Raw genomic sequence first — 12,243 nt, 5'->3', positions numbered from 1 at the left:
TATTTGCCGTCTAGCATACATTTATGATAGAGTGCTTTCTCTTTTTTTGACTAGAAATATGCCTCAGGTACCCCCGAGTAAAATTTTACACATAGGACAGGTCCGTGATCCCACCGAAACTCGGATAGGTATCGATTGGACATTATTATGGAGCGAAGATATGCGCTCAATGTTTAGTTTTAAGCCAGATTGTTGAACGATTGATAAATCGCATATTTTAGGTTAAAGCATTTCTTTGTAATGAGGAATGCTTTTTATTTTGTCTAAAATTAAAATGAATAACAATAAAAATATAACTAAAAATAGTAAAAAATTATTGTAAAACGATAAAATACGTGCTAGAATCAATTCGAGAATAAACAGGTGAGGTGCTTTTTTATGAAACGAAGTTCTACACTTTTTTTAAGAGCAGCTGTTATCATTATTGGTATTCCGGTTCTTGCTTTGTGTATATTTTTGTTGCCCCAGATAGCGAATGTAGCAATTGAAGAAGCAAAAAGGGGGGCAATGCTGGCTTATGTGGTATTTGGCATTTTAATTATTATGTATGGTTCAGCAATACCGTTTTACTTCGCATTGTATCAAGCATTAAGGCTTTTAGGTTATATAGACAAGAACGAAGCTTTCTCTCAAATTTCTGTAAGAGCTCTAAAGAAAATAAGAAACTGTGCCATCACAATCAGTGGCTTGTATGTGTTAGCTTTGCCATTGGTTTATATCATAGCGGAGTGGGATGATGCACCGGGTCTCATCGTAATCGGAATGGTCATTATTGGTGCTTCAATGGTGATTGCGGTCTTTGCTGCTGTTCTCCAAAGACTTTTACAAGAGGCGATCAATATAAAATCTGAAAATGATTTAACGGTCTGAGGTGAAAATAATGGCGATTATAATCAATATTGATGTGATGCTGGCGAAAAGGAAAATGAGCGTGACAGAACTTTCGGAGAGGGTTGGAATCACAATGGCTAACATTTCTATATTAAAAAATGGAAAGGCAAAAGCGATTCGATTTTCAACTTTAGAGGCGATTTGCAAGGCTTTAGAATGTCAACCCGGAGATATTTTAGAATACCGAAGTGATGAAGAAACCTAATAAGCAGGACTTACATATATTCAAAAAACAATCTTGGAATAGTAAAGAATTCGGCCTTTTTAAGGTTGAGGTTCTCCCTCCCTCTTTACTTACAAAATTCCGAATAAGCTAAATTGGAAAAAGCAACGTTTTAATGGTTGCTTTTTTTTTATAAATCCCTTTTGATAATACTATGGGAATGCATTTATCGTTTTATCAGGCATTTCAGACTCTTAATCAAACGTTTGGTTAAATCTTGCTGGCATAGCTATTCCTGCTGCTTATATATGCCTACACAAATTGTGGTCTTTACGGTTATGATTTCTTTGCAATAATCATGTATATAACATCTGTCAGACATTACAATCATCCTACATTCGTTAATTCTTGTTCCATATGGGTGAGGCAATTCTAGGGTGTGTTTCAGCCGGATGATTTTTCTTTTCAAATTTAATACATACAAAATACCTGATAGGGGAGACCTTATTTATCCTATCTGTGATTAAGTATAAACAACGTATGACCGAAATTGAAAGAGGCGGATACAATATGAAAGCCAGGAGGGATATTTCCAATTGTGGTTATGTGAATTACTTGAGACATTTATTTTAATAGTGGATAATAGTTAAGTATGTTTTATAATTTGTAAAATTATGGAGGAGAATATATGGATTCGAAAATAAATACGAGAGTAGTAATGATTACGTTCATGATCGGTGCTTTTTTTGCAATCTTGAACGAAACATTGCTAAATATCGCATTGACCGAGTTGATGGATGTCTTTGACGTTGATGCACCGACTGTTCAATGGATGGCTACTGGATTCATGCTTGTAATGGGTGTCTTGATGCCTATTTCTGCTTTATTGATTCAATGGTTCACTACTAGGCAGATGTTCATCGGTGTCATGACTATATTTTTGATCGGAACAACCATTGCTGCTTGTGCTGCGAATTTTCCGATGTTGTTGACAGGCCGTATGATCCAAGCGGTTGGAACGGGGCTGTTGATCCCGGTAATTATGAATGCATTACTTTTTATGTATCGTCCTGAAGTTCGGGGAAAAGTAATGGGAACGTTTGGTTTGGTCATTATGTTTGCACCTGCACTCGGTCCAACCTTGTCGGGTGTCATCGTGGATTTATTAGGTTGGCGTTGGTTATTCATTTCCGTCATTCCTTTCGCTCTGTTTTCAATTCTTTTTGCATTGAAATATTTGCAAAACGTTGGGGAAATTACACGTCCAAAAGTCGATATCCTATCGATCATCCTGTCCACAATCGGGATAGGGGGAATTGTTTACGGATTCAGCAGTGTTGGAGAAGATCCAGAAGGTTTTTCATCGATAAGAATTCTTTCGATTATCTCGATCAGTTTACTCAGCCTTCTGTTATTTGTCCTACGTCAGTTGAAATTGGAAGAGCCATTGTTGGATGTACGTGTCTTCAAATATAAAAATTATGCACTGGGGATCAGTCTCTTTGTTATTGTCATCATGGCCATGTTCGCTTCCGAAATCGTGATGCCTATGTATTTGCAAGGACCACTTGGATATTCTGCGAAGTTGGCCGGATTATTGCTTTTACCTGGTGCATTATTGAACGGTTTGATGTCACCTGTAATGGGTACTTTATTTGATAAATTAGGACCTAGAAAGTTGATGATTCCCGGGACAATCGTTTTAGTCGGGGTTATGATATTCTTTAGTAATATTAGCCCTTCTATGCATATTTTGTCATTCATCCTTGTCTATATCATATTGATGCTGTCTATTTCAGCAATCATGATGCCTGCCAATACAAATGCGTTGAATGAACTGCCGAAGAAATTATATCCACATGGAACAGCTATCGGCAACACACTACAACCTATTGGAGGAGCACTTGGGGTTTCAATTTTTGTAAGTATCATGAGTAAAGGCCAAGATAGCTATATAAATGAGCAATCAGGACCGATTACAGAGAAACTAATGAATGAAGCGATGACGCAAGGCGTGCACCACGCTTATTGGTTTGCACTAGCTTTATGTATTGGGGCATTCTTCATTTCCTTATTCATTAGAAAAGCGGTCGCACCGGATTTTGATCAAAGTAACTAAATTGCAAATTTAAAAAAATTAAACCGATACTAAATGATGAGTATCGGTTTTTTCATGTCGTTTATTTTTACTAAGCGAGGCTAATTGATCCAAGGAAAGAAGTTGAGGTTTGGCGTGCTTGCAAGATGGTTCACATTGAACCTAGCAGATAACCATTTTATCAGGGGAAATGTTGGAGCCTTTCCTGGTTGGCGTTTAAAATAAAAGACTTAGTATCAATCACCTCCAAATTGTTAATGATAATACAGGTGAAGGAGGTGTGATACCATGGCTAAAGATGTGCTTTGTGAAGTAAACAACTGTACCTATTGGGGCAATGGAAACAAATGCAATGCAGATGCTATTTATGTAGTTAGTCAAAAAGGCAAACAAGCATCTAATAGTGAAGAAACCGATTGCAAAACATTTGCACCAGAAGCTTAATTTTCTTTGGGATAGCCTTGGGGGGTTATCCCTTTCATACTTATATTATTGATAATAACAATCAATTTCATTCATTTTAGGATATTTTTTAAAAGTAATTCCGACCTTGTATATATTGGATTGGGATTAAGTAAATTTTGCAATAAGTGGGGTAAATATATGGGGGATTTTCCTGAGGAACAAGAATGGAGTAAATTGGCAATGTATTCAGAAAACATCTGTCAATTACTTTCAATAAATGTAACTTTGCTTAGACAAATAACAATTATTGTAGCTAACCCATTTTGAATTTGAATCCCTGATGACGACAAAAATGTCATTGCCTATCTTGAATACTGAAGAAATCTCCCCAATCAAGCCTAAAAATGACTAGTCGATTTTAAACGGTAGTGGGATTATTTCCAAATCTTTAAATTCTAAGCTTCTTCATGATTTTATTTATTTCAGTATCATGTCTACCGGTTTTGCAACTTAAATAATCTATATCTACTTTCACCTATTTTTTTCATCAGAAACTGTATCAAAGACTTTACGATGTTCTTTTAATTTATCGTTTGTATATTTGAAAATACTACGCAACACAGAAATAGCACTGAACAGCCTTCCCCCTTGATATACATATGCTTCTGTAATAAAATTGAAAAAAACTATACTAAAACTGGGTAAATAGTAACTCTAGAAGAGGGGAGGTGGCTCTCTTTTTCTAACCATTTTGCCATTGTGTCTAAGTTTAGAGGAATCCATTGAATTTTAAGATTGAATGTTTCCTTGTTTAAGAGTTAGCGTAATATCGGAAAGCAGGGAGGCTTTTAATGGACAGTATACTTTCAGCTATTTCTTGTATTGGTGTCGTCATTTATTTTACGAATAAATATAGGGATGTGCTTGCGAAAATGACCGCCATCCAAAAAATAGGTATTTTCATTTCTTATGCAATCACGACGCTTATATCTGCAGCTTTTATCTATTATGGTGGTCGATTATTAACGGCTCCTTTTCAAAATGGACTTCTCATTTTTATTATTCGCTTTGCCGTAGTCATTGTCGTTCTTAGGCCATTAATCATTACTTTGAATTGGGTATTACAAAAAATAACGAACGGGATTTTTCCAAAAATCACATAAGTTAGTAAGGAGCGTTTTCACATGTGAGTGGAGATGCTTTTATTTTTTGAGGTGTCTATATTTAAATGAACTCTCCCTTTCTATTAATATGTTGATCGAGTATGATGAAAAAGATAGATCCTATTTTAATCATTCATGACATATATTACTATAGTTGTAGAATTGCATCCAGGAGGAACAGAATTGAAATCGCCACTTATTTCTTACATTATTTTATTTTTTGGGGTCTTTGCCTTATCTACTTCCGCTATCTTTGTTAAACTGGCTGATGCGCCTGCGGCTATTACAGCATTCTATCGGATGTTTTTTGCCGCCGTCATGCTTTTGCCCTTTTTATTCTTATATAAAGAGAATTGGCGAGAATTACGCTCGTTGTCATTAAAGCAATGGGGCTTCGGGTTATTATCGGGGATGTTTCTCGCAACCCATTATGTTTTATGGTTCGAATCATTAAATTACACTTCAGTGGCAAGTTCGACAGTCATCGTGACATTACAGCCACTGTTTTCAATGGCTGGGGGCTATTTTTTATTTAAGGAGCGTTTTAGCAGAGGGGCGATCGTAGGTTGTCTCGTAGCCATTACGGGAAGTATTGTCATTGGCTGGCAGGATTTTCAAATAAGTGGCCAGGCGTTATTTGGTGATATCCTTGCTTTTATTGCAGCAGGTGTGATTACAGCTTACTTTTTTGTAGGACAACATGTTCGCAAAAGTCTATCTCTTGTACCATATTCTATTATTGGCTATGCGAGTAGTGCGGTTTTTTTGAGTATTATTGCTTTATGCCAGCAAGTTGCTTTTGTCGATTATTCTGCACAAACATGGTGGTCCTTTATTGGTCTCGCTTTTATTGCAACGATTTTGGGACAAACGATCTTCAATTGGCTTCTGAAGTGGCTGAATACATCTGTTATTTCTATGAGTATACTAGGGGAAACGATCGGAACTTGTATTTTAGCCTATTTTATCTTGGGTGAAGTCATTACTTCTCAGCAAGCTATGGGAATCACCCTCATCTTAATCGGCCTCGCTTTATTTTTATTAAAACAAAAGGGACCTAAATAAATACAGAATCAGTGGGGCTCTTTCCGCTCCCACTGATTGAACGTTATCGCTTGCGGATGCCATCCAGGACAAAGTGGATGGCATCTTTGATTTCAACTTCACTGACGGTGTAGTTATTCAATAAAACAAAGCGAGAGACAAAGAACCCTCCAATGAATGTGAATAACATCTTTTGAATTCGTTCGTTGGGGATGTCGATTAATTCCCCACGTTCCTTATAGAACTCAATCACTTTATTAATTCGTATGATAATATTTTCAGCGAAGTAAGGAAGGAGTTCATTTTTTAACTCATCTTTATAAAAAATCTCTTTCACAACGACTTGAAATATTTCTTTGTTTTCAGATATAAATTGAATTCGGTTTCTTAATAGGGCATGTAAAAAATGTTCAAATGTAGCGACGTTTTCAGACATGATTTCATGGAAAACTTCGTCCGCCATAGAAGGAAAAAATTCTTTTAAATAAGGAACAATGATGGAAAGCAATAAATGGTCTTTCGTCCCGTAATGTTTAAAAATAGTTCCTTCAGATACTTCCGCGTTTTTGGCTATTTCAGCTGTTGAGGTATTGGCATAACCCTTTTCGGCAAACATTTTGATGGCTGTCTCCACAATTCTTTGTTGTTTCACCGTTTGTTTCTTTGGCTTGCTTGCTTGGGCCATCATCGCATCCAGTAATTTTCCTGTAGACAATCATTCCACCACTTTCATGAGATTATGACTATATTTTACGATATTTTTTCAGAGCAAATAAGTTTAAAATGATAAAGATAGTAGCAAATATGATCAATATATACAGGTCACCGCTTATATCTTCTAATCCCCACCCTTTATACATCACTCCTGTTAGAGCATCTCCTGCATAATATAGGGGCATGACTTTTGCGAGCACTTGCAGCCAATCTGGCATGCTTTCAAGTGGAAAGATCCCTGAAAAGAAGATTTGCGGAACAACAGCGATAGGGATAAACTGTACCATTTGAAATTCAGATGCTGCAAAGGAAGATAAAAGAATCCCTAATGATAAATCCACTAAAGCTAAGATTAAGTTGATCAGAATCACATTCCATATGGAACCAACTAAAATGATATCCAATACGTGAATGGAAAAAAGGACAATAATAACTGTTTGTAATACGGCAAATATTCCGAACCCGACTAAATAGGCGGTTACGATTTCGCCCCTACGAATAGGAGTCACCATTAAGCGTTCTAACGTACCCGTTGTTCGTTCTTTTAATAATCCAATACCGGAAATAAGGAACACAAAGAAGAATACGAAAAATCCAATTAAGATCGGACTAAACACATCGAAATATTTGGTGTCACTACTTCCATAAATATACTCCGTTTTATAAATATCGTTTGTTTGTGTATTCATTTTCAATTCCTTTTCTTCAGGGAAAGGTGGGGGGAGTTTTGTCTGAATGATTTGGTTTATTTTCATTTGTAAGTTCTTCCCTAAAGAAGGGTCACTATTAAGCAGTATTAACGTTGTTTGATCTTTCTCTACTTTGAGAAACCCATCTAGATCCTGTTCAATGATTGTCTCCTTAGTATCCGTAATATTTTCAAATGATTTCACATGAATATTTGACTTTTCTAACTGGTCGACGGTTTGTTGATTCACGTTCTCCACACCGATTGTTGGCTCAACCGTTTCACCATTGAAGACCAAATACATAAGGGTCAAGATGAATAAAGGAGCGATGAATAATAATGCTAGAGTTCGTTTATCCCTGAATATTTGTTGGATGATTCGTCTAACTAATGCAGTTGTTCTCATGAACGTTCCCTCCCCGCATTCAGGAATACTTCATCAAAGTTACTCGCATGATATATATTTTTCAGTTCTTGGGGGGTACCTCTTGCAATGATCGACCCGTCTCTTACCATTGCAATATAATCACATCTTTCAGCTTCATCCATCACATGAGTGGTTACAATAATCGTTTTTCCTTCTTCTTGCTTCAACCGATATAATTCGTTCCAAATACTAAATCTTAATTCTGGGTCGATGCCTACAGTTGGTTCATCTAAAATAAGTATTTTTGGATTTTGTATTAAAGCAATCGCCAGTGACAAACGTCGTTTCATTCCACCTGAGTATGCGGCAACTTTTTTTGAAAGATCTTCTGTAAGATTCACTATGTTTGCTGCATAGGCTATTCGTTCCTTTATCTCTGTTTTGCTCAGTTTATAAAGAGAAGCGAAAAAGGTGAGGTTCTCTTTTCCTGTAAGCTCGGTGTATAAGGCATCGGATTGTGCCATATAGCCAATTTCTTGTAATAATTTCAAATTGGGCACCTTTTCATTTAAAACATAGATCGTCCCACTATCTGGTTTATCCATTCCAACCATCATTTTGACAAGGGTGGTTTTTCCTGCACCTGAAGGACCTATGAATCCATAAATATGTCCTTCTTTAATCGTTAAATCAATTTCATCAAGTACCATCTTTTTCCCAAAACTTTTGCTAACCTTCATGATCGTGATCGTTTCTTTCATGGGTATCCCTCCTTGGAAAATAGGGTGAGTAATCACTTACTCATTTTATACCATGTATCAGATTTTGAGTCAATTGGGGTTAAATAGAGTGAGAAGAAAGAGAGTTTTAAAAGTGTTATAAACATTGTTATATCAAGGTTTTTCGTACTTTTCGTCTGTCATAAAAATATGACACACGAAATGCTTTTAAAAATAAAAAAAGCCATAGTTATCAATTTGATAACTATAGCTAAATTTTTAAAATAATTTATCAGGTAAATCCTTCAAAACTTTCATTTTCATAGCTTTATGAAACATAACTTGTAATGCTTCATTTACATTATCTTTATCTCCTGCATAGAGAATATGAGGATTTACAAAAACAGCGTAAGCCTTAGCATTATTTCCTTCAATGCCTGATTCCCCTTTAAAAAGAAGCCCCTTTTTCACTAAAGAATTAATAACTGGACTTGTATTCTGTCTAGCTGCACCAATTAATTTAGCAATTTCAGAAATATTTGCTGGCACAGGATTTTTATCTTTAATATCAAGAACAATACAATTACTTGAAAAAGCAATATAAGGTGTTATATCCATTAAAAAAAACTTTCTCTCGACTTGTTAAATATTTTTTATCGTACAAAAATTGAAGATTTTCTTGCATAGATTGAACAAACCCCACTTTCGATTGAGGAGCTCTTTTTGTACCAATATAAAGTTCTTTACCAGTAGCTTTATTAAGTAAAGCTAGTGCATTATCAATTTCTTCTTAGATACTCCACCATGATCTCTGCAGTATATTGTAATTTTTCATTTTCAAAATCTCTTTTTCTAGCACTTCTATCAGCTTCATTAAAATTAACAATATTAAATAATAGGAGCGAATTTATTTGCCTGAAGTGGAATTTCAACCCACTACTTTTTTCTTCCATGGTACAAACAATCTTTACGCCGAACTGATTTCAAAAGAAATAATAATAACGAAACGTAAGGGAGCTGGTGTGGATTTTGGACCTGGTTTCTATTTAACTCGGAATATAGAACAGGCAAAAGAATTTACAAAGATCCGGACAAAGACTAACAACTGGGCAGTCCCTCAAAAAAATGGTTCATCGCAGTTTAGCATGGGTTAAATCTGTCAACAATGATACTACCAATAAAATTAATAAGGCGGTAGGTTATAAATGACAGAGACTGATTTATTACAAATGGCACTCAATTTAGGTATGGGATGGAAAGTAGACCATGTTGAATTTAATCCTGATGACAAAGAACTACATATATTCATTTCTACAGTAAAAGGAAGTAAATTTGAATGTGCTACATGTGGGAATCCATCTACTGTTTATGATCATGGACGTGAACGGAAATGGAGACATTTAAATTTCTTTCAATATGAGGCTTATCTACATGCAAAATTACCCCGTACTGATTGTTCAAAATGTAATGGATCACCGAAAACCATTAAACCTAATTGGGCACGTGAACGCTCTGGTTTCTCTGTTTACTTTGAGGCGTTTGTTATTCTTTTAATGAAAGCTATGCCCGTTAAAAAGGTGGCAAACCTTGTGGACGAACACGATACAACCTTATGGCCTATCCTTCACCATTATGTGGAAGAAGCCCGTGAAAGGGAAGATTACTCGGATGTGAAACATGTCGGGTTGGATGAAACATCCAGAAAAAAGGGGCACAAGTATGTCTCCATTTTCATGGATCTAGACAAGCGTAAAGTTATTTCTGTTACAGAGGGCAAAGACCAGCACACATTAAAGGATTTTAAGCATGACTTAATGGTTCATGGCGGCCATCCGGATACTATTTAAAGAATTCAGTATTGACATGTCTCCAGCCTTTATCAAAGGTGCTGAAGAACAGTTTCCCAAAGCCTCCCTTACCTACGATAAGTTCCATGTCATGAAGATGATAAATGAAGCAGTGGATGAAACAAGACGTAAAGAGCAAAGTAGCCATCCAGAATTAAAAAATAGCCGCTATGCATGGATAAAAAATGAAGATAATGAATGCAGCGGAACTAGCAGAGTATTGCCGTAAAAAAGGACTTTATAAAGAACAAATTGATGGGTGGCGTGAAACTTGCCTTAGCGCAAATGGTCAGGAATTTAATCAGACGAAGATGTTGAATCAAGAATTGAAGGCGGAGAAAAAACGAGCAAAAACGTTGGAAAAAGACCTACGTAAAAAGGAGAAAGCATTAGCTGAAGCTGCTGCCTTATTACTTCTTAGAAAAAAGGCCCAATCGATCTGGGGGACCAAGAGGGCGAATGATTAGCCCATCAGATCGCGCACTAGCAGTCGAGCTCATCCGAGAAGCTAACCAAAACGGTGCACGATTAGCTCTTGCTTGTAAGGAGTTAAACATCAGTGTCCGTACTTATGAACGATGGGTTGCAGAAGGTGGAATTAAGGAGGATCAGCGTCCCCTTGCCCAACGTCCCGAGACTAAAAACAAACTAACACAAAGGGAAAGAGAGGAAATACTTGAAGTCGTCAAAAAAGAGGAATTTGCCGATTTACCACCGACCCAAATTTAGCAGATCAAAGTATTTATATCGCTTCTGAATCCACTTTTTACAGGGTGCTTCGTGAGCATAAAATGCAAAATCACCGTGGAAAAAGTAAAAAGCCCGAACGAAAACTACCAGAAAGCCATTTGGCCACAGCTCCTAATCAGGTTTGGACATGGGATATCACCTGGCTAAAAGGGCCAGTGAAGGGGATGTTTTACCGACTTTATCCAATTATTGATATTTTTAGTAGGAAAATAGTCGGATGGGAGATTTGGGAAACTGAAGAAGCAAATATGCAGAAGAATTGATGAAGAAGGCGGTCATTAGCGAAAAAATCCAAGGGAAGCCACTTGTATTGCATTCCGATAATGGGAGTCCTATGAAAGCCGCGACTTTTCAGGTATTACTTGAAAAGTTGGGGATCCAAAGCTCTTATTGAAGACCGAGAGTAAGTAATGATAACCCTTATTCTGAAGCCATGTTTAGGACTTTAAAATACAGACCGGAGTTTCCATACAAAGGATTTGAAACGCTCGAGGCTGCCCGGGAATGGGCATTAAGATTTGTGAATTGGTATAATTGTGTCCACTTACATAGTGGAATCAATTTTGTGACACCAGAACAATGCCACACAGGGGCCCATATAGACATCCTAAAAAAACGTGAGGAAGTATATAAACTTGCCAAGGAGAAACATCCAGAGCGCTGGTCACATTCGACTAGAAATTGGGACGCACACGAATCCCTGGCTTTAAATCCTGTGAAGGAAAAGACGAAAAGATTGGATTAAAACCTCTTACTTCACAAATATTTGTACTACATTTTCCCTTCTCATGAAAGAACAAAATGAAATTTTGTTCTTTCGTGAGAAGGCCAGCAAGCGAAGCGCGGTAGCAATTATTCTAAAAATATTTCAAACTTTAAAACAGGGAAAATGCGACAACTATCTTGACAAACACCGGTTCCGCAATTGGTGGATCTTTTATCCGCAATGAATGGCTCAAAACTCCGCAGTCGTGGCTCAATTCATCCGCAATAATCAGTTTAAACTTGGGGACAGTATGGATTTTGGTTACAGGGGGTTCCTCTTTTATCTCTAGAGGAAGGGTCATTTGTGTGCTATACTCATTAGTAGTAATCTTCGGATTGCTCATAAAAAACCGTCCCTTTCTGAAATGTTGGTTTTGTCACTTACATTTTACTAGATGGGACGATTTTTTTGTAGGTAGAAAAAGAAAAGGGCTGTCACAGAAAGTCGGTTTTCACCGACTTTCTGGACAGCCCCTTTTCATTACCGATAAAACAGGATTATGTAGACTAAGAATGAATATGATATACACTTATTAACTCAACTTTCGCAGAGTGAAATCGACAAATAACCCTTGATATAACTAGGAAGGCCAGAGATCCACTGCTTAAGTTGACTTTGAATTAAATTT

The 12,243-nt window shown here is 36.7% G+C and carries 16 protein-coding genes and 1 pseudogene; 13 read left to right on the top strand and 4 right to left on the bottom strand.

Annotation, left to right across the window (positions count from 1 at the left end; translation table 11 throughout):
• Positions 1 to 378 precede the first annotated feature (378 nt).
• The 6 genes from J2S13_RS15385 to J2S13_RS15360 all read left to right on the top strand — a co-directional run bounded on the left by J2S13_RS15385 (position 379) and on the right by J2S13_RS15360 (position 5,785).
• Complete coding sequence (locus J2S13_RS15385) at positions 379 to 870, top strand: DUF2975 domain-containing protein (RefSeq protein WP_307258720.1); 492 nt, start codon at positions 379 to 381, stop codon at positions 868 to 870.
• Between the two features lie 10 nt (positions 871 to 880).
• On the top strand, positions 881 to 1,096 hold the full coding sequence (locus J2S13_RS15380) for a helix-turn-helix domain-containing protein (RefSeq protein ID WP_307258719.1): 216 nt from the start codon (positions 881 to 883) through the stop codon (positions 1,094 to 1,096).
• Positions 1,097 to 1,742: 646 nt separating this feature from the next.
• On the top strand, positions 1,743 to 3,173 hold the full coding sequence (locus J2S13_RS15375) for an MDR family MFS transporter (protein ID WP_307258718.1): 1,431 nt from the start codon (positions 1,743 to 1,745) through the stop codon (positions 3,171 to 3,173).
• A 267-nt stretch (positions 3,174 to 3,440) separates the two neighbouring features.
• Positions 3,441 to 3,596, top strand: coding sequence for a DUF1540 domain-containing protein (locus tag J2S13_RS15370; protein WP_307258717.1), 156 nt, complete (start codon positions 3,441 to 3,443; stop codon positions 3,594 to 3,596).
• An 812-nt stretch (positions 3,597 to 4,408) separates the two neighbouring features.
• Positions 4,409 to 4,720 carry a hypothetical protein gene (locus tag J2S13_RS15365; RefSeq protein WP_307258716.1) on the top strand — a complete coding sequence of 104 codons (312 nt, stop codon included), beginning with the start codon at positions 4,409 to 4,411 and terminating at the stop codon, positions 4,718 to 4,720.
• A 183-nt stretch (positions 4,721 to 4,903) separates the two neighbouring features.
• The gene (locus tag J2S13_RS15360; RefSeq protein ID WP_307258715.1) at positions 4,904 to 5,785 is read left to right on the top strand and encodes a DMT family transporter; all 882 of its coding nucleotides are present in this window, start codon (positions 4,904 to 4,906) and stop codon (positions 5,783 to 5,785) included.
• A 43-nt stretch (positions 5,786 to 5,828) separates the two neighbouring features.
• Here the strand turns inward: J2S13_RS15360 and J2S13_RS15355 are convergent, their stop codons facing one another.
• From J2S13_RS15355 to J2S13_RS17000, 4 genes are all read right to left on the bottom strand, one after another.
• The gene (locus J2S13_RS15355; protein ID WP_307258714.1) at positions 5,829 to 6,479 is read right to left on the bottom strand and encodes a TetR/AcrR family transcriptional regulator; all 651 of its coding nucleotides are present in this window, start codon (positions 6,477 to 6,479) and stop codon (positions 5,829 to 5,831) included.
• 28 nt (positions 6,480 to 6,507) lie between these two features.
• Entirely contained in the window at positions 6,508 to 7,572 is a 1,065-nt protein-coding gene (locus J2S13_RS15350; protein WP_307258712.1) for an ABC transporter permease, read from the bottom strand.
• Complete coding sequence (locus tag J2S13_RS15345) at positions 7,569 to 8,294, bottom strand: ABC transporter ATP-binding protein (RefSeq protein WP_307258711.1); 726 nt, start codon at positions 8,292 to 8,294, stop codon at positions 7,569 to 7,571. Before J2S13_RS15345 ends, J2S13_RS15350 begins: the two co-directional genes overlap by 4 nt.
• A gap of 237 nt (positions 8,295 to 8,531) precedes the next feature.
• Positions 8,532 to 8,870, bottom strand: coding sequence for a helix-turn-helix domain-containing protein (locus J2S13_RS17000; RefSeq protein WP_307258710.1), 339 nt, complete (start codon positions 8,868 to 8,870; stop codon positions 8,532 to 8,534).
• A 293-nt stretch (positions 8,871 to 9,163) separates the two neighbouring features.
• Here J2S13_RS17000 and J2S13_RS15335 point away from each other — a divergent pair, with 293 nt between their 5' ends.
• The 7 genes and pseudogenes from J2S13_RS15335 to J2S13_RS16945 all read left to right on the top strand — a co-directional run.
• Positions 9,164 to 9,406 carry a hypothetical protein gene (locus tag J2S13_RS15335; RefSeq protein ID WP_307258709.1) on the top strand — a complete coding sequence of 81 codons (243 nt, stop codon included), beginning with the start codon at positions 9,164 to 9,166 and terminating at the stop codon, positions 9,404 to 9,406.
• A gap of 51 nt (positions 9,407 to 9,457) precedes the next feature.
• The gene (locus tag J2S13_RS15330) at positions 9,458 to 10,099 is read left to right on the top strand and encodes a transposase family protein (protein WP_307258708.1); all 642 of its coding nucleotides are present in this window, start codon (positions 9,458 to 9,460) and stop codon (positions 10,097 to 10,099) included.
• Positions 10,074 to 10,328, top strand: coding sequence for a transposase (locus J2S13_RS15325; protein ID WP_307258707.1), 255 nt, complete (start codon positions 10,074 to 10,076; stop codon positions 10,326 to 10,328). Before J2S13_RS15330 ends, J2S13_RS15325 begins: the two co-directional genes overlap by 26 nt.
• Positions 10,285 to 10,566, top strand: a complete 282-nt coding sequence (locus J2S13_RS15320; RefSeq protein WP_307258706.1) for a transposase — start codon at positions 10,285 to 10,287, stop codon at positions 10,564 to 10,566. The genes J2S13_RS15325 and J2S13_RS15320 overlap by 44 nt, the downstream gene beginning before the upstream one ends.
• Positions 10,559 to 10,828 (top strand): hypothetical protein, encoded by a 270-nt coding sequence (locus J2S13_RS15315; RefSeq protein WP_307258705.1) that lies wholly within the window; start codon positions 10,559 to 10,561, stop codon positions 10,826 to 10,828. The genes J2S13_RS15320 and J2S13_RS15315 overlap by 8 nt, the downstream gene beginning before the upstream one ends.
• Before the next feature lie 62 nt (positions 10,829 to 10,890).
• Complete coding sequence (locus tag J2S13_RS15310) at positions 10,891 to 11,112, top strand: DDE-type integrase/transposase/recombinase (protein ID WP_307258704.1); 222 nt, start codon at positions 10,891 to 10,893, stop codon at positions 11,110 to 11,112.
• A gap of 143 nt (positions 11,113 to 11,255) precedes the next feature.
• Positions 11,256 to 11,594: pseudogene (locus J2S13_RS16945) on the top strand (integrase core domain-containing protein); the annotation flags it as partial.
• Positions 11,595 to 12,243: the final 649 nt, after the last annotated feature.

Origin of the sequence: Oikeobacillus pervagus (assembly GCF_030813365.1) — a bacterium.
Classification (GTDB): Bacteria; Bacillota; Bacilli; order Bacillales; family DSM-23947; genus Oikeobacillus; species Oikeobacillus pervagus.
The sequence above is the reverse complement of the archived record's forward strand: the minus strand, read 5'-3'. Positions and strand labels throughout refer to the sequence as shown.